The sequence below is a fragment of the Nostoc sp. genome (assembly GCF_036919895.1).
Lineage (GTDB): Bacteria > Cyanobacteriota > Cyanobacteriia > Cyanobacteriales > Nostocaceae > Nostoc.
Genome location: NZ_JBALBW010000036.1, coordinates 1 through 17,486 on the forward strand (window position 1 = coordinate 1; position 17,486 = coordinate 17,486).

Genomic DNA, 17,486 nt, shown 5'->3' on the forward strand with positions numbered 1-17,486 from the left:
GCCTTGGGTGTCAGCACAATGGCGTTCAACTTGAACGGTTTCAACTTCAACCAATCAATCATTGACTCTGAAGGTCGGGTGATTGCGACTTGGGCTGATGTAATCAACCGCGCTAACCTCGGTATGGAAGTAATGCACGAGCGCAATGCTCACAACTTCCCTCTAGATTTGGCTGCTGGGGATCTTGCTCCTGTTGCTCTTTCTGCTCCTGCTATCAACGGTTAATTCTGAAGTCTAGCTAAAGCTAAATAGCTAAATCAGAAAGCGCTCTCCTGGAAAGGAGGGCGCTTTTTAATTTGAATTGTAATTGTAAAGATAAATAGTGCTTTCCAAAGGGAGGCGCTTTTCTTTTATTGTGACTTGTGCATAAATTCATATTTGTTCACTGTATATATAAATAATAAAGATTGCGAGATAAATAGGAGCGCAGAAATGACCGTCTCTGACTTAGTTAGTGCTGTTAAACAATATGATATGACGCTCACAGCACTTGAAACAGCAGTGACGACACATCCATCACCACAACAAGTTATGGATGTTCTGATAGCAAGGGATGAAGTTTACGCAGCACGGACTGCTAAAACTCAAACTGATAAAGAAAGTCTGATGATGGTCATCTCACTAGATGAGCGCTTAAAAAAACAAGGCGAGTTGATTACAAAGCTGGTTAAACTAGCTGACTGGCGTGCTATTGTGCATCCACCGGCAGAAGCTTGGTGGTGGTTTCTGGAACCTCCTATAAACCAATGGGACAAATTTGATTGGCTGTGGAGTATTGGGAGTGTGACGTTGATAACAGCTAGCCTCAGCTTGGTAGTTGATATTTCCTCACGCTTTTTGACTGGTGTGCCAGATACGCTAGGAGCCTTTACAATCACAACTCAGAGCGTGTTAACTCTTTTAGCTGCTGGGGGCGCATTGACAAAAACTGGACAGGAAACAATTGAGCGCCTTCTCATCAGCCTCAATATTCCAAAGCATTTCCAGAATGAAGTTAAGTTTGGTTTTGCATTACTGCTGTTTCTCTGTCTATTTAGCTTTCGTTTTTCTTTACCGAAGATTGCTACTTTTTACTATAACCAAGGAGAGCAAGACTATAAGGCAAATCGATTAGCCAGCGCCCAGTCAAACTACAGTAGGGCAATCAAGCTTAACCCAGACGATCTGAAAACTCACCACAGATTAGGACAACTTTACGAGAGACTGCAAGATTTTGACCGTGCCCACGCTGAATATCAAATTGCTGTATACGGCGATTTCGGAAAAGGATACAATAACTTGGCTCGTTTGTATATTTTAGACAAAAAATATACCGCAGCGATCGCCTTGCTTACAGAAGCTCAAAAGGTAACAAAAGACAGTCAAGACAAGGAGTTAAAGTACGGTCTGCTCAAAAATCTAGGTTGGGCACTACTGGAGCAAAAAGTATACGTAGAGGCGGAAAACAACCTTCGAGAAGCTATTAACTTGGCAAGCGATAGCGCACCTGCTTACTGTCTTATGGCACAAATCAGGGAACGCCAAAATGACAAGAAAAATGCGCTTTTGGAGTGGGAAAAATGTCTTGCATTTGCTACTGAATATAACGCGGATGAGTATGCATGGGTTCACATGGCAAAGCGATGTTTGCAAGCTCAACAGTGTTTAGAAACTAAAAAAGGAGATGATTAATAATGCAATATAAATTCTATATTTTGAAGGTTTTAACCCTAATCTTTGCAATTTTTGTGTGTTGGATGAGCGGGAATATAAATATAAATGGAATGCAAGCAGTTGCCGCATCTTGCCAAAAAATCGGGCAGATACAAAGTATAAAAGATGGCACGGTAGAACGAAAGCAACCTGGAAGTAAGTTCCAGAAGGTGGCAGAGGGTGCAAGTTTATGCAAAGGGGATCTACTCAATACAAAATCGAAGGCAGGAAAAATTGTTATAGTTAAAATTAGCTGTACTGACCCTTCACTGCCGAATTGGATTTTGTCTGGAAACAGTCAAGCAGGAGTAAATAACCGATGTACGCCAGGATCGAATCCAAACATTCCCATCTGAATAGGTAAGCCTCATTAGGCTGCCTCTGTATTGTTTTTTATATTTTGTTAAAAATGTCAACATTCTGGAGACAAGACAACGGTTTACGCACGTCCTTTAGCACGGTTAATTGAGCAATTGCAACGCCTACCAGGAGTTGGCCCTAAATCCGCCCAACGACTGGCTTTGCATATTTTGAAGCGTCCAGAAGCAGAAGTAGAGGCTTTAGCACAAGCTTTAATTGAGGCAAAAAAACAGATAGGCTTGTGTTCTGTTTGCTTTCACTTATCTGCTGAACCTGTTTGTGAAATTTGCCGCAATACTAATCGGGACAACAATACTATTTGTGTTGTAGCAGATCCCCGCGATGTGATTGCGCTGGAAAAAACCCGCGAGTACAAAGGCAAGTATCATGTTTTGGGCGGGGTGATTTCTCCAATTGATGGAATTGGGCCAGAACAGTTAACTATACTGGCTTTGCAACGGCGAGTAAGTCAGCAAAAACCCCAAGAAGTAATTCTAGCAATTAGTCCAAGTGTAGAAGGAGAGACAACAACACTATATATCGGTCAGCTACTGAAACCATTTACTAAAGTGACGCGGATTGCCTTTGGTTTACCTATAGGTGGTGATTTGGAATATGCAGACGAAGTGACCCTGGCAAGGGCATTGGAAGGACGTAGGGAGTTAGATTAAACTTAATTCAAAGGTTTATAAACTAAAAGTAAAGATTTTGAGGTAGGGGGCAATTAATGAATTGCCCCTACCTCAAAGGATTAATTAGGTTTACCTGTAATCGTAAATGCTGCCCAGTAGTAAGGATGATTATAAAGATTTTTATCTGATGCCATTTTACTATTTCTATATAGTTGTGTGGCTAAATAAGTTTGAATTCGCAATTCTTCAGGATGCAGATTATTCAAAATATCTTCATACCATTTTGTCAGTTCTCCAGCCGTTAGTTCTTTCAGCCATAGTGTTGCTTCAGCTAAGGCAGTAACTGCTGATTTATTAGGCTGTAATCTCCGGTAAAACTCTATCATTACTAAGGCACTAGCTGAAGATTCTACACTCCAGAGAGTACTTACTACATGAGGAACACCGTGACTCACTAAACCGCTGGCTAAACTTACATATTCACTACTGGTAGTGTAGTTACTAGTACTTAAATTATCACAGGCAGAGAGAGTAATAAGGTTGTAACTTGCTAGATTTTGTTGGACGATTTCATCTAGAGTGAGTTTTTCTTCACCTGCTAATGCTAATTCTGACTTTTTGGGTTCAGCCAAATTATTAGTGACATGCCCCGTAAAATGAAAGATATTGTAACTATCAAAAAAGGCATTTTCTACAACATTTTTTGTAGCTTCTACTCCCTGAATTCTTTGAACATTATTGAACATCTGGCTAACAACTTCAGACTCCAGTTTAGCAAATTTTACTGTAGGATAAGCTGCACTTTCAGGATGTTCGACACTTAGCAATAACTGATTTTGCCACTGCCAAATATCTTCATTTCTTATTGATAAACCCGTTTGGGCACTAGGCAGATAGGTAACGGTGAAATTTGACTCCACATTCGGCAACTCTTCTTGGGATGGGGAAGAGAGATGGAAAAGGGTATGAATGGGCAATCTGTACAAGTCGCGGTGAGGAATTAAAACTAGTTGGGTGATGCCTTCGAGTTCCTGGGAAATTGTGGAAATATTCAATATCCCATATAACTGCACCAGTTTCTGTTCCATATCCACTCGCCAAGAATGCTGGCTTTTACTTTCTTTGTCTTGGGCTGTGGTGCGATATTCTTGGTATTTTTGATGCCAATCTTCTAGCCAAATTTCAAATTCAATTAGGCGTTGCACTGCTTCGGGTAGTGGCAATTCATTGAGACGGATAGCGTCTTCTCCTAAAGGTATTCCCCCAGCATCTTGCATGGGTGTAAATAAGAGGATCGGTGATGGCGCTTGGTCTTTGAGAATGAAAGTATGTAGGGCTACTGGGCTAATATGCCAGTAAATAATTGCTGTTGTCGGATTGAATAGTTCTTGAATTGCACCATAATAGGGCGAGTAAATATTATCATTCCAGCCAGAAAGCAGCCAGTTTAAGCAAGCATTTTTGCCTTGTTCGGCAATTTCCCAAGCTTCTACTAAATCACCAGACTCTACTGCTAAATCAACTGCCAATTGATCGAAGCCTGCAAATTTCAAAGCTAGCTGTTTTTTACTTTCGGATGAGCGAGTTTCTTCACTCAGCAATTGTCGCAATAAATCTGTACCGCGTTGCAGCAATTCTTGGACTTGTGTTGTTTGTCCCAAACCCATCAAGACTTTGCTTAGAGATTGCAAAACCTCTAGGTGGAACTGGGGAAAATATTCTAGTGTTAGGGTTAATAGCGCCTGATGGTATTCAGATGCAGCTTTCCGCCAATAATCGCGGGGATTGGGATATTTTTTGCCTTGTTCGTAATAAGTATTAGCGATCGCTAAATGCAATCTACCCCAACCTTCTGGGTGGGTATCTGTCCGCAAATGCTTTAACCCTTCTTCGTAGCTGGCTAATTTTCCTTCGTAGCTAACCTGTTGTAAGTCGGGATTTGCCTCTGTGATATTACTCGAGAAATTCAGCAATGCGTCAGAATCTACTAAATGACCGATCGCAGTTCCCCGACCAATCCAAGCTTCCCAATAATCTTGTTTAATTTCCAAAGCGTTGTCATAACAGACGATCGCTTGAGTGAATTGTTCTAAATAAAACAGCGCCACTGCCTGATTGTACCAAGCTAGGTGGAAGTCGGGTTTGATGGCGATCGCTTGTTGATAGGAGGCGATCGCCTCTTGGCGACGACCTAAGTTATCTAACGCTATACCCCGGTTGTACCAAGCTAAGTAGAAGTCGGCTTGAACTGACAGTGCTTTATCCCAGGAAGCGATCGCATCTGACCACCTTCCCAAATTAAACAGCACTACACCCCGATCTATCCAAACTTCGTGATATTCTGGGTCAATTTCTAGGGCTTTGTCGTAAGATATAATCGCCTCTGGAAATTGTTCGCCTACTGCTAAGGCTATGCCTCGGTGATACCAGTTTTCCTGGTCTTCTGGTTCCAAATACAGGGCTTGGTCATAACTAGAAATCGCTTCGGGTAGCCAACCTAATTTCAGTAGTGCCAAACCCTTGCTAGACCACGCTTCTTGGTAGTCTGGCTTGACTTCTATAGCTTTGTCAAAAGATGCGATCGCTTCTTCAAAATATCCTAATTCTCCGAGAGTTCCACCCCGGTTGTACCAAGCTTTGTAGAAGTCGGGTTTTAATTCTATGGCGGTTTCGTAAGATGCGATCGCTTCTTCAAAACGTTCTAAATGGAACAGTGTCAAGCCTCGATTAAACCAATACTCTGAAAATTCTGGTTGAAGTTCAATAGCTTGATCGTAAGATGCGATCGCGCCTAATAAATCTCCTGTTTTCGCTTGCTGAAGACCTTGGTAAAACCACCCTTGAGCGTGGGTAATCGGATTATCGCTATGTCGCTCAATAATACCAGGAGAATTACTGCTTTGAACTGCCAAGTTAGAAGCAAGTTGCTGGACTAAATTGGTACTCTGATCCAATCTCACCCACAACTCATCTAATGTATTAGCCACATTTGGCTCTAAATTTGTCAAAGCGTTATCCCAGGTTTCCACTGAGGGAGAAGTTGTTAATTCAGTTCTTTGTCTAGTAGAAAGGAGACTTGCTCCTGTTGTACTTTGAATAACTTCTTCATCATCGAACCTCACTTGGGCTAATGAGGTGATTGAATCTTCCTTGGCGGGGAGAGGAAGATTTTCGGGTATTGTGGTTTGGGCTTCTTCCCTTTCATCCTCCAATACCAATTCCTCTGAATTCTCGGTGAATCTTTCCTCAAAAGAAGCATTTTCAGGCGCTAACGCGATCGGTTCAACATCTGGCACATCATCATATTCCCATAATTGCTCACCGAAGCTACGGATTAGCTCTTGCCCAGGCGAAATTGGGATAATTTCTTCATCGGTTGTAATTTCTCCGACATCTGGCTCATCATACTCCCATAGCTGCTCGCCTAAATTGCGGATCAGTTCTTGCCCAGGAGTAGCTTCTATGACATCTGGCTCATCATCCTCCCATAACTGCTCACCTAAGTTGTGAATTAGTTCTTCCCCAGGAGTGATTTCTACCCCATATTCTTCAGGAGTGATTTCTAAGTCCTCTTCGGGATAATTCTCCTCATACTCTATCTGTGTAGGTGAGTTTTGCATCATTCGGATGCCAATGTCATAAGCAACATCTCCAATTCTGCCAACACCAAGTTCCCCCAATTGCACCATCTGGGCTGCTAAAAGAGGATTCGGTGCAGGTGAAGCTAGCAAGCTTTCGCCAAACATCACCAACCAATCTATCCAGCGTTCAGCCGGAATCCGATTTTCGACCCGTTGCAGATACCTCAATGCCCACTGTCGTCCTCGTGCTTGATGCACGCCTTCTAACAATTGGATAAACAATTGTTCCAAATCGGCATTGGTTAGTTCTGGTAGTAACTCCACCAGATTGTGTCCTCTCGCACCCTTGAGAGAACTAGCCTGCTTACTTTCAATGAGGCGCTTTAAAAACCTTTTAAGCGACTGCGATATCCGCCTGAGCATCTGCCACACTATTGGATTTTGTTTTTCTAGATTGTAGCCATCGTTGTGTTAAAAAAGTCATCAATTACGTAAAAATCCATTAGATCGGGACAGCGCTTCCGTCGCAGGTTAGCAAAAAATATACAAATATTCAAGAGTACAGTATTACAACGTTACAATTCCCCGATTCGATTAATTTTCTGTTTGCTCTGTAGTCGATTGACCAGCAGGATATAATTGATTAATCAACGCCTGGACAAGGACTTGTGGATCGTCTGTCTCAACGGCAAGTTGTTGAGCAATCTGCTGGCGTAAGTTTTCATCGTCCTGTAACATCACAAACAACTCTTCTAGGGTGACAGTTTGGTATTCTCCCTCTGGGGGGTTCTGTGGCGCATCTGCTGGTTCTGATGTCGGGGCGGTTGGCTCAGATGGTAAAATCGTGCTAATCGCATCTGGCCCTTCATATTCCCAAATTGGTTCGCCTTGATTGCGTGTTAACAACTGCATCCCAATACTATGGGCGACATCTCCGATTTCTCCGATGTTCAACTCACCCAGTTGTACTAACCGCGCAGCGATTTCATTATTGGGTGTAGGTGATGCTAGCAATTTTTCGCCAAAGCGTTCTAACCACTCAACCCAGTCTTCAGTTGTAATCCGATGTTCAATATTATGCAGCCACTTTTGCGCCCAGGCTTCCCCTCGTGCCTGATGTACTCCTTGCAATAGCTCCGTAAAGAGAAATTCCAGATCCGTATCGCTTAGGGGTGGTGCTGGTTCTTTTTGGATATTTCCTCTAGATTTTGAGGTAGTCTTTTTTCCACCAAACAAGCTCTGAAAAAGCTTTTTGAGCCATTGAAATAGCCGCTTGAGCATCTGCTGCACCATCGAGTTTTGCTTATCCTAAAATTGTAGCGATCGCACTGGACTATGGCGTTAGTTCGGTCAATAAAACGTATAGTCATTAGTTATTAGTCATTTGTCATTTGTCAAGAGTTATTTTCCCCTGCCCCACAACATTAAATAGAACAAATGTACTAAATGCTATGCTATAATTCCGATACGTTGATGTTGAAATCATAGTCAAGAATATGATCTGGTTGCTTGCTTTCCTGAGTGCCAAAATTGACGGCATTAGTTGAGTGTAAGCGCTATGGCAACATCGATAAACCAAGCAGGTACGAGAGTTTAAAATAATTGAATCCTAAACTCGACTCGGTGCTACTTATTCACGTTGAAAGGCATTGAAGTCTATTTTTCCATGTCTTACGAACCCCTGCACCATAAATATCGCCCCAAAAGTTTTGCTGAACTGGTGGGACAAGAGGCGATCGCTACCACCCTCACGAATGCGATCGGCACATCCAAAATCGCCCCCGCCTATTTATTTACTGGGCCAAGAGGTACGGGGAAAACTTCTAGCGCCCGGATTTTGGCTAAATCTCTCAATTGTCTCAAAAGCGATCGCCCCACTGCTGAACCATGCGGCGTGTGTGATGTTTGTCAGGGAATCACCAAGGGTTATGCCTTAGATGTAATTGAAATTGATGCCGCTAGTAACACTGGTGTCGATAATATCCGCGAGTTGATTGAAAAAGCCCAGTTTGCTCCTGTGCAGTGTCGTTATAAGGTTTATGTAATCGATGAATGCCACATGCTCAGTACCCAGGCATTCAATGCGCTACTTAAAACCCTAGAAGAGCCACCGAAACACGTAGTTTTTGTATTGGCGACAACAGACCCGCAACGGGTGTTACCAACGATTATTTCACGCTGTCAAAGGTTTGATTTTAGACGCATTCAGTTAGAGGCGATGGTTAAGCATTTAAGTGCGATCGCATCTTATGAAAGCATTCATATTTCACCCGACGCAGTAACCCTCATAGCCCAACTTTCTCAGGGAGGGTTACGGGATGCCGAAAGTTTACTCGATCAATTGGGTTTGTTAGCAGGTGAAGTGACACCGAATAGAGTCTGGGATTTGGTGGGGACAGTAAGCGAACAGGACTTACTGGGGCTTTTAAATGCGATCGCTCAAGATAAACCGGAAGCAGTTCTAGACTGTACTCACTACATTCTAGATCGTGGTCGAGAACCCCTAACTCTCCTGCAAAATCTTGCGGCCTTCTACCGCGATTTACTCATTGCCAAAACTGCACCCAACCGCCACGATTTGGTTGCTTGTACTCAGCAAACCTGGACGGCGCTGGTTGAGTTTGCCCAATACTTCGATATGAGCGTGATTTTGGCAGGACAGCAACACCTGCGAACATCGGAAGTGCAAATTAAAAACAGCACCCAGCCGCGTTTGTGGTTAGAGGTAACATTACTAGGATTGTTACCCAGTGCGACGAATATTCAACCACAAGCCCCAAGTATCGCGCCGCGAGTTAACCCACCGGTTGTATCTCCTAGCTATCCTCCAGCAGTTCCCCAAAATCATGTAGTTTCTTCTTTACCGATAGCCGAACTACAAACAAATCATAATTCTCCAAACCATCAGGTAGCGACTACCCAAAATCAGCCCGTTGCTTCATCTGGCGCAGTTGAACGGCAAACAAATCACAATTCTCCTGCTAACTCTGTTTCACCATCAACCCCAGAACCTGTATCTGTACCGGTGTCACCTGCGAACGTTGAAGCAGTCACTTCAGAAGTTGTTGGAGAAGCACAATATGATTTAACTCAGGTTTGGCAACAGGTGCGTGCTAATTTTCCGATGCCTTCCCGACAAGCTTTATTGGGGCAAATGTGCCAGCTAATAGAGTTTAACGGTACTGTAGCGCGTATTGCTGTCAAAGGAGCTAAGTGGTATGAAACACTTAAATCCGATCTCCCGATGATGAAGGCAGCTTTTCAAAAGACTTTTGGGTGTGAAGTTCAGGTAAATCTGGAACAAATAAGCTCTGTAACTGCTACCTCCGCTAATAAAGCTCCTCCGCCAAAAGACTCTACTCGCGTTCAGCAACCAGCTATTCCAAGTTACAACCAGCAAATTTCGCCTCCAGCGCCAGTACCACAGCCAGCAACGCCACCACCAGCACCACTGAAAACTGAGCCGATTGCAAGAAATGGAAATGGGACTAATGGAAATGGGGCAAATGGAAATGGAGCAAATGGAAATGGAGCAAATGGAAATGGGGCAAATAGGAATGGAGCAAATAGGAATGGGGCGGAAACTTTGCCTCCAGCGCCACAGCGAACACCTGCAACTAATTGGGAAGTTGATGAAGTAGCGATCGCAGCTCAACGTCTAGCAGAATTCTTTAACGGACAAGTTATCCGCTTTGCAGATGATTTCCCAGAATTCTCCGATTCCATAACTACACCTGAGTGGATAGAAGAATCAGAAGTTGATGAGGAATAATGCTCTTAATATTGAATTAAAAACTGGGAAATGAATAAAACTTATTTGATGCGGAAAAATAATCAAAGCTGATGTTAATAATTATATCTTACTCATGATTTTAGTTTCAATAAAATACTACAAAGCTAGATCCAACTTAGATTTTTAGTTTTACTACTAGTTAAGTTTATTTTGTTTAATTCGTTAGTTATTTGTTTGTACCATAAAATATACGATATAACCGATTTTTGTTGAGTAATTTATTCTTTGGAAGTTCTATGTAGTTGCTTCTAAAGTGAGGGATAATCGCTATGCTTCAGGTCGAGATTGACTGGTTTCTCCCAGCCAACGTAAGCAAAGTTGTCCATTATTGTTGTCGTCTTCTTCTCTATAATAATAAACCATACAATAAATATACGTGCCTTCTTGAGGCCACTCAGCATAATCTAGGGGTAGTGGTTTACACTCCTCTTTGTAGTAAAAAATAGGCCCAATATGAATTAAACCTATATACCTATAGGAATCCTTTGGAAAATCATCGACTTCTATAAATATGCCAAAAGGTCTAATTTTTCCTACTTTTGCCCAAAACTTACGACCAATGGGAAATTGCTGCTTAAGCAGTAACCAGTGTTCTTTCCTAAGTGGCCGCCATTGTTCTTCATTCATTTTCATCAGGAAGCTAATCGGCATTTAACTTGCATCATTAGGGCGGGCAAGATGCCCACCCCACAAGATATTGATAAAATTTTAATCTGCAAATTAAATGTGTTTTAGCTTAGTCTAGCTTTTTCAGAAGAAAAAACGAACTGTGAATATTATGGTCTACAGTCAAAAAGGCAGGAGGCAGAGGGCATTATTCCTCCTGCCTCCTGCCTCTGTTATTTTAATTCCCCAAAGGGGCTATTCTCCATTCCCCGTATGCAAAGTTTTCACCCATTTTAAGCGCTTTGGTCTTACTGACATCCGGGCAGTAGTACTGCTCATGACGACTAACCAGTGCAACATATATAAACTGCCACGCAGGGTTTGCACCAGCATCGTAAGATATGTAGAAAGTGGGAATTTTTGATCTTGACGGACCCGCTTCAGACCTGTAAACATTCCTACCATCGACATAGAAATGGACAAGCCTGTGATCGGACTTAACATTGGTGGACGATGACGCGCGATCGCCATTAATAAATCTGGGACTGCTGCTGTGGGTAAGATATACATAATCAGCATAAAAATCAGCAAATCCCAGCTTTTGCGCCATCCCATACGGTTTTTGAGAATTAAATCCCAATAATCTAGATAGCGTTGATAACCGCCTTCTGCCCACCGGCTGCGCTGATGCCAAAGTGCGATCGCATTTGTCACACCTTCTTCTTGCACTGCTGGATGGAAAACACACTCAATATCCCATTTATCCAAATGTAAACGGATTGTCAAATCCAAATCATCGGTAATGGTTTCTTCATTCCAGCCACCGCAGCTTTCCAAGGCTGAACGCCGGACAAATTGACCATTGCCCCGCAGTTCGCCAATCCCACCAAGGGCAGTGCGCTGTTGCTGAAACCAGGTATCAAGGGCCATTTCGGCCATTTGCCCCTTAGTCCAAAAGTTTTCTTTGGCGTTGGCGATCGCTTTTCGCACCTGCACCGCCCCCACTTTTTCTCTTTGAAATAAAGGTATTACTTGTTGCAGCATATCTGGCGCAACTTGAGCATCAGCATCAAATACTGCTATAATGTCGCCCTTTGTCAGTGGCAACACCTGATTCAATGCCCCTGACTTGCCGCCACTCGCTTCTGCTGAACGCCTGAGTACTTTCAGTTGGTTGTATTTCTGCTCTAATTCTGCTAATAAATGTGGCGTGCGATCGCTGCTATGATCGTCAATTATCCAGACTTCATACTTTCCACCTGGATATTCCAGATTACAAAGATTTTTGACTAATTTAGCAATTACTACCTCCTCATTTTTTGCAGCTACCAGCACAGATACAAAGGGCAAATCTCCCTGTATTTCTTTTGGATGGCGACGGGATTTAGTAAACACTACCACCAAAGCATGAAATCCTAGAATGGTGGTCAGTCCTAGAATAAATATAGAAGCCCAAGAAACTAAATGTAGAGCGATCGTGCTACTCCAGACAACGGTCAAGACTAGAGCAGCCTTACGTCTACGACCTTGAAACCGGGATGTTACAGACACAGGATCTGTCTCTAACACTGACTCCTCATCCACTGATAGGTCAGACAACAAGGAGTTGAGCGGATCAAGCTCTTGATAAGAATCTTCTTCGGGCCAGGAATTCGCTGGCATAGGTTAGGTTGCTTGATTCAAAAACCAGTATTTGTCTACAGTTAGTAATTTTACGGACAAATATCCCTAAGCTACTTTTCCCGATATTAATCGGAATGGGCAAACTGCAATACCCGCTATCCCTAAGCCAAAAGCTGCTGGGACTACTTTTGTTGTCACTTCCACTCTGGGTAATTACTTAGCATTAACCACGTTTCCAACTCTTAGACAGAGGCTTGATTCCTTTGATAACCACTTGGGCAGGAAGCTTGTAGAGTAGAACTTTCTTCAATGAGAACTCCGGTTTATGCAAAGTGATACCAAGGTAGGAGCAGCTTTTTGTTGGGAGAAACAGCAATAATAACATCCACAACTTTAATAGTGGGGATTTTTCATGTTATGTTATTGCGCCCACCTTCGATCAAAGTTAATGCAGCCTTATTGTAACTGAAATTTTAATATTTCTTAGCAGTAACTTCATTTAGGGGCAGGGGGAAGGGTGCAGAGAAGAGCTATTTTCCCCCTACTCCCTACTACCTCTTTCTACTGTGTGCTTTAGACACATCTTTTGGGAACACTACTAACATCCACTAATATCCCTAGTTGCCAACTAACTTGAGGAATATTTAACAATGTCTATTGAGCAACTCCAGCCTGCTACTCAGCAACAAGCCAGTGTTTACTTACCTTACGTCCAGGGTACTAAGCGCAATTTCTTACCCTATGCCATCAGTCTTTATCAAAAAGGGGTCTTGGAAGGACACCGGAAGATAGAAGCTAGTGAACATATACCTTTCGTCGCCTCCTGGAATGTTGCTACTTTACCCTCAGACTTAACCCGTTGCCGAATTCAGTTTGATGGGAACGCAGACCTGAGTTATGAACTGATGATGGCTAGTTTCGAGTTTATTAATTTTTTAATTGAAGTTATGGAAAACTATAAACGCCATCGCTTGACCGATTTTTCACAACCGTTTTACCGCAAGTTACTGCGTATAGACGATTAATTAAACTCAGCCGAACTAGCAAAAGTTCGGCTCGTTTTTAAAACTACTCTGGATTATGAAATTTATCAACTTCCCAGTTTAAAAACATCTTCTTACGAAGATGTTTTTAAAGTCTAATTTATTATTCCTTTGGGCAAATATAAGTCTTGGCTACACAAGACTTTACGTGCCTCCGCAGGTTAAGCAAACCCTTTATTTTGTATTAGTCCACGTCTGTGAACTAAGCTTTGTGTAGTAGCGACTTCTAATCGCCCAATACTTTCTTAGGGCAGATGTCTTTTTTTCTTTTCAAAACCATACCAAAACCAGCTACCAGAAAGGTTCCGAGAATGCTAGCGGGTTCTGGAATAGAAGTTTCATCAATAGGTACTTTGATTCTTAAATTCGCCAGAGTAGCGTTAGCGATGGTCAAGGATGTTACAGTTGGCGAACCTGGGATATCAGACTGGAAATCAAAGACTGTGGGAGTTAAGCTACCATTGCGATCGCTATATCGCTCCCCATATCCACTTACTTCAAAAGTTCCCTGATACTGCTTTCCGGTATCTGGGTCGGTAACAGTACCAGTGTATAAGGCTTTTATGAAATTAAATTCATCCTGAACTACTCCTTGAAATTTGGTTCCTGCCAATTGTCCTTGGTATTTATAGGGAGTCAACTGACCACCAGAGAGAACGGGCGATGTCAGAACACCATCAAATGAGACAAAGGGAATACCTTTAAAGTCAACAAAGTAATGCAGACTTCCATCAGAGCGTGTTTCTACCTGTAAATAATCTGACTGGTATACAGGAACATAATTAGGATTATTATTAGTACCTAAGTTCCGGTAATAAGTTCCAGTGTCATCCGTATCAATACGAGTAATACTGTTATTGAAATTGGGATTATTTCTAGGAAGTTCGATTGTTCCTGATAATGTGCCAGTGCTTTCAATTGTGATGAATTGAGCAGCCGAAGCATTTGCTCCACTAAAACCGATGATTGCTGCCGCTAAAAAACTGCTGCTAACAAATGCACAACCTAGCTTAGTCCCTGATGAACTTACTTTCATTAACAATTGGCTCCTTGAATTGCCGATGGGAAACACACCTAATCTGCTGAGATTCATTGCAAATGTTTCTCCAGCATGATTTATTATTCCCAAGCTTCTAATGGAAATTTCATCGGCAACAAAAAGCCTTGTTAATCGCTATCTTTATTCTTGCGTTTGCAAAGTGTATTGGATAAAATAGCCTCATTACCCAATTTAAATCTCGTTTTATTATAAGAAGATGTTTAAATTGCTCTAAGGTTTAGCCTGAGCTACTCCGTAAATTCTTCACGCCCTAAATTACCAGCCGCTAACAGCAAGACAACACGCTCCTGTTCTTCGATCGAAGCACCAATTTCCATACTATTTAAAACAAGAAATATTTCCATCGCTGCGTGACCAGTCCGCTTATTTTCATCAAGGAAAGCATGATTTTTGACCAAAGAGAAACCTAATGCTGAAGCCTTTTCAATAATTACAGCGCTTCCGGCTATTATGCAATACAGCTTTTCTCCTTTCCCCTGTTCTGTCAAGGTTTTCAGTTTTAAGGTGTACCTCATAGCTGCCGGAAGTGCTGTATGGAGTATAAGTCTTCTCCACCAAAAGTCATCTTTGGTTGCGCTACAGCAGACTCCAAGATACCAAGGTCACGTATACCTAATGCCCCTCCAGACTGTTCTATAACCTGACGATGCAGATTTAGGACTTCCACGACCGTCAGGTAACGTATCATGCTAAACGTCGGTACAATTCGGCATTTTTCTTTAGCACATAGTTGGCTGCTTGAGCAAACTCGCTCGTCGGGTGACTGAGCCAGTCTTCTATTCTGGTACGTAACAAATCTTCAAGCGAGATACCACTTTCTTGTGCTAGTATTTGCAGTTTCTGCAATTGTTCGTCGGGAATGTCGATCGTGATGGAAGCCACAGCCTTTACTCCTTGAATGCTACACTTTTGTAGCATTCAAGGAGTATTTGAAGTCTGTCTGACAGGCGATCGCTATTTTTATTCTTGCTTGCGATCGCCGAGCATGTCGAAGGTAATCGCTCCTCATATCCCAAAATATAATCAAATATCCTGCCTAGATTGAAGACGATAGACTTTTTATAAGAGCAATTTTTGCAAAAACTCGAATTTCCCAACATTTCAAAGCAGGTATGGGGCAATGGTGCGATTAAAACCGTGGCAGTGGGTAGTTTTAGTAATCCCGATCGCGTTTATCATTATTTTCTTACTGGTATCCGCCGGTTCACAAATTCACGCCTGGGGTATTAGTTGGATTTGGGGTGTATTCACCCTCTTATTCGTTGGTTGGCGTTGGCTGTTGGTTAAATGGACTCAACCTGCTGTTAACCAAGTGGAAGCTGTATTAGCTCAAGTCCAAGAAGAATTAGAATCGGCAGCAGAGGATACAGTCAGAACATCAGCCGGAAGTGATGTGACAAAGCTTGCAGAAAACGCACTCCAAGAGATTCTGCAAGCAGCACAAGGCGATCGCCCGATTTGGGAAGACTGGACAACTTTTTGGACGCGATGCCAGGATTTGGTAGTAGCGATCGCTCATATTTATAATCCTCAAATTCAATATCCTCTGCTGAACATCTACGTCCCCCAAGCTTACGGGCTGATTCGCGGAACGGTGGATGATATGGATCAGTGGATGCAAAAGCTATCCCCTATCCTCAATCAGGTGACGGTTGGGCAAGCATACCAAGGATATGAGGTCTACCGGAAATTGGAACCATCGGCTCGAAAATTTTGGAAAGCTTGGAATTGGGCACAGTGGATCTTAAATCCGGTGGCGGCGGTGGCAAAACAAGCCAGTCAGGGTTCCAGTAACCAGGCAACTCAGCAATTATTGGGAAATTTGAGTCAGTTATTCCGGGAAGCTGCCTTGAGAAACTTATGTCGGCAAGCGATCGCACTCTACGGACGTAGTAAATTACCAGTTTCAGCAACTGTAGTATCCACGACTTTACCCAAGGCAAAAACTCAAACACTCCGAGAAATCTTGACTCAAGCTCAACCAGCCGAAGCCGTTGAGCAAAAACCCGTGAATATTCTGCTGGTGGGACGCACAGGTTCAGGAAAAAGTAGCCTGATCAACACCCTATTTCAGGCGGATTTAGCAGCCGTTGATGTTTTACCCAGTACTGATCGCATTCAGAATTATCAATGGCAGACTCAAGGTGGGGAAACCCTGACGCTTTGGGACACACCTGGTTACGAACAAGTCAACCGTGGCGATCTAAGAAACCTAGTGCTTGATTATGCCATCAATGCCGATTTGCTGCTATTAGTTACCCCTGCCCTCGATCCTGCCCTGCAAATGGATGTAGACTTTTTGCAAGATATAAAAGCAGAAGTTGCAGATTTACCAGCGATCGCGATCGTCACTCAAGTAGACCGTCTGCGTCCCATCCGCGAATGGCAACCGCCTTATGATTGGGAATGGGGCAATCGCTCCAAAGAAATTGCCATTCGAGAAGCTACTGAGTATCGCGCTAAATTACTGGGAAACTTCTGTAATCTAGTTCTACCCTTGGTTACAGGTGACAGCAAAACAAATCGAGTGGTCTGGGGGGTAGAGGCGCTATCGCTGGGATTAGTAGATGCGATCGCGCCTACCAAGCAACTCCGTCTCGCCCGCTTTTTGCGTAATCTAGAAGCCCGCACTGTCGCGGCGGCCAAAATCATCGACCACTACACCTTCCAGATGGCGACAACACAAGGACTAATGGCATTGCTCAAAAGTCCCGTCCTCCAGTTTGTTTCTACCCTCTCAACCGGATCTCCAGCCTTAGCATATATGCTGGCAGAGCAAATTCCCGTGGAACAGTTGCCAATTGTGATTGGCAAACTTCAAATGGCTTACGAGCTTTTCTCGCTCTTGAATACAGCTACCTCTAACCCGCTCAACTTTGAATTGCTATCCCTCTGGCCGCTAATGCTGGAAAATTCCACTTCACCCGATCGCAATGCCTGGGCATTTGGTCACGCCCTAGTGGAGTATTGGACTCAGAATTTAACGGTTCAACAACTCCGCAATCGATTTGAGTATTATCTATCGATTGCCAAATAATTTAAAAGTTAAGATTACGATTAGAATAGGTGTCTGCTGAAACCTACCCGCTTTACCTG

At 42.9% G+C, this 17,486-nt stretch carries 13 protein-coding genes and 2 pseudogenes; 7 read left to right on the forward strand and 8 right to left on the reverse strand.

Annotated features, from left to right (window positions below):
- The 4 genes and pseudogenes from V7K55_RS06380 to recR all read left to right on the forward strand — a co-directional run.
- A pseudogene (locus tag V7K55_RS06380) lies at positions 1-225 on the forward strand (photosystem II q(b) protein); the annotation flags it as partial.
- 207 nt (positions 226-432) lie between these two features.
- Entirely contained in the window at positions 433-1,671 is a 1,239-nt protein-coding gene (locus tag V7K55_RS06385) for a tetratricopeptide repeat protein (RefSeq protein ID WP_334829323.1), read from the forward strand.
- A gap of 2 nt (positions 1,672-1,673) precedes the next feature.
- On the forward strand, positions 1,674-2,048 hold the full coding sequence (locus V7K55_RS06390) for a hypothetical protein (protein ID WP_334829325.1): 375 nt from the start codon (positions 1,674-1,676) through the stop codon (positions 2,046-2,048).
- A gap of 78 nt (positions 2,049-2,126) precedes the next feature.
- A pseudogene (gene recR, locus V7K55_RS06395) lies at positions 2,127-2,723 on the forward strand (recombination mediator RecR); the annotation flags it as partial.
- Between the two features lie 80 nt (positions 2,724-2,803).
- On the opposite strand, the gene V7K55_RS06400 reads toward recR, so the two are convergent.
- Both V7K55_RS06400 and V7K55_RS06405 read right to left on the reverse strand, forming a co-directional pair.
- Entirely contained in the window at positions 2,804-6,688 is a 3,885-nt protein-coding gene (locus tag V7K55_RS06400) for a CHAT domain-containing protein (protein WP_334829327.1), read from the reverse strand.
- Between the two features lie 171 nt (positions 6,689-6,859).
- Positions 6,860-7,546, reverse strand: a complete 687-nt coding sequence (locus tag V7K55_RS06405; RefSeq protein WP_442949071.1) for a hypothetical protein — start codon at positions 7,544-7,546, stop codon at positions 6,860-6,862.
- Between the two features lie 385 nt (positions 7,547-7,931).
- On the opposite strand from V7K55_RS06405, the gene V7K55_RS06410 reads away from it, so the two are divergent.
- Positions 7,932-10,037 (forward strand): DNA polymerase III subunit gamma/tau, encoded by a 2,106-nt coding sequence (locus V7K55_RS06410; RefSeq protein ID WP_334829331.1) that lies wholly within the window; start codon positions 7,932-7,934, stop codon positions 10,035-10,037.
- A gap of 288 nt (positions 10,038-10,325) precedes the next feature.
- On the opposite strand, the gene V7K55_RS06415 is transcribed toward V7K55_RS06410, so the two are convergent.
- Together V7K55_RS06415 and V7K55_RS06420 are read right to left on the reverse strand one after the other, a co-directional pair.
- Positions 10,326-10,709, reverse strand: coding sequence for a hypothetical protein (locus tag V7K55_RS06415; protein ID WP_334829333.1), 384 nt, complete (start codon positions 10,707-10,709; stop codon positions 10,326-10,328).
- A gap of 210 nt (positions 10,710-10,919) precedes the next feature.
- The gene (locus V7K55_RS06420) at positions 10,920-12,326 is read right to left on the reverse strand and encodes a glycosyltransferase (protein WP_334829335.1); all 1,407 of its coding nucleotides are present in this window, start codon (positions 12,324-12,326) and stop codon (positions 10,920-10,922) included.
- A gap of 611 nt (positions 12,327-12,937) precedes the next feature.
- On the opposite strand from V7K55_RS06420, the gene ebsA reads away from it, so the two are divergent.
- On the forward strand, positions 12,938-13,312 hold the full coding sequence (ebsA, locus tag V7K55_RS06425; protein WP_094332152.1) for a type IV pilus biogenesis protein EbsA: 375 nt from the start codon (positions 12,938-12,940) through the stop codon (positions 13,310-13,312).
- A gap of 244 nt (positions 13,313-13,556) precedes the next feature.
- Here the strand turns inward: ebsA and V7K55_RS06430 are convergent, their stop codons facing one another.
- From V7K55_RS06430 to V7K55_RS06445, 4 genes are all read right to left on the reverse strand, one after another.
- Complete coding sequence (locus tag V7K55_RS06430; protein WP_334829337.1) at positions 13,557-14,366, reverse strand: PEP-CTERM sorting domain-containing protein; 810 nt, start codon at positions 14,364-14,366, stop codon at positions 13,557-13,559.
- A 251-nt stretch (positions 14,367-14,617) separates the two neighbouring features.
- Positions 14,618-14,905 (reverse strand): type II toxin-antitoxin system death-on-curing family toxin, encoded by a 288-nt coding sequence (locus tag V7K55_RS06435; RefSeq protein ID WP_334829339.1) that lies wholly within the window; start codon positions 14,903-14,905, stop codon positions 14,618-14,620.
- Positions 14,902-15,078, reverse strand: a complete 177-nt coding sequence (locus V7K55_RS06440) for a hypothetical protein (protein ID WP_334829341.1) — start codon at positions 15,076-15,078, stop codon at positions 14,902-14,904. Before V7K55_RS06440 ends, V7K55_RS06435 begins: the two co-directional genes overlap by 4 nt.
- A complete protein-coding gene (locus V7K55_RS06445; RefSeq protein WP_334829343.1) occupies positions 15,075-15,272 on the reverse strand; it encodes a DNA-binding protein in 198 nt (65 codons plus the stop codon). The genes V7K55_RS06440 and V7K55_RS06445 overlap by 4 nt, the downstream gene beginning before the upstream one ends.
- Positions 15,273-15,510: 238 nt before the next feature.
- Here V7K55_RS06445 and V7K55_RS06450 point away from each other — a divergent pair, with 238 nt between their 5' ends.
- On the forward strand, positions 15,511-17,427 hold the full coding sequence (locus V7K55_RS06450) for a GTPase family protein (RefSeq protein WP_334829345.1): 1,917 nt from the start codon (positions 15,511-15,513) through the stop codon (positions 17,425-17,427).
- Positions 17,428-17,486: the final 59 nt, after the last annotated feature.

Bases quoted from the DNA above. Each gene is read 5' to 3' on its own strand.
- V7K55_RS06400 (WP_334829327.1), bottom strand. From the start codon at position 6,688: ATGCTCAGGCGGATATCGCAGTCGCTTAAAAGGTTTTTAAAGCGCCTC.
- V7K55_RS06405 (WP_442949071.1), bottom strand. From the start codon at position 7,546: ATGCTCAAGCGGCTATTTCAATGGCTCAAAAAGCTTTTTCAGAGCTTG.
- V7K55_RS06385 (WP_334829323.1), top strand. From the start codon at position 433: ATGACCGTCTCTGACTTAGTTAGTGCTGTTAAACAATATGATATGACG.
- V7K55_RS06450 (WP_334829345.1), top strand. From the start codon at position 15,511: ATGGTGCGATTAAAACCGTGGCAGTGGGTAGTTTTAGTAATCCCGATC.
- V7K55_RS06430 (WP_334829337.1), bottom strand. From the start codon at position 14,366: ATGAAAGTAAGTTCATCAGGGACTAAGCTAGGTTGTGCATTTGTTAGC.
- V7K55_RS06435 (WP_334829339.1), bottom strand. From the start codon at position 14,905: ATGAGGTACACCTTAAAACTGAAAACCTTGACAGAACAGGGGAAAGGA.
- V7K55_RS06440 (WP_334829341.1), bottom strand. From the start codon at position 15,078: ATGATACGTTACCTGACGGTCGTGGAAGTCCTAAATCTGCATCGTCAG.
- V7K55_RS06415 (WP_334829333.1), bottom strand. From the start codon at position 10,709: ATGCCGATTAGCTTCCTGATGAAAATGAATGAAGAACAATGGCGGCCA.
- V7K55_RS06390 (WP_334829325.1), top strand. From the start codon at position 1,674: ATGCAATATAAATTCTATATTTTGAAGGTTTTAACCCTAATCTTTGCA.
- V7K55_RS06410 (WP_334829331.1), top strand. From the start codon at position 7,932: ATGTCTTACGAACCCCTGCACCATAAATATCGCCCCAAAAGTTTTGCT.
- ebsA (WP_094332152.1), top strand. From the start codon at position 12,938: ATGTCTATTGAGCAACTCCAGCCTGCTACTCAGCAACAAGCCAGTGTT.
- V7K55_RS06420 (WP_334829335.1), bottom strand. From the start codon at position 12,326: ATGCCAGCGAATTCCTGGCCCGAAGAAGATTCTTATCAAGAGCTTGAT.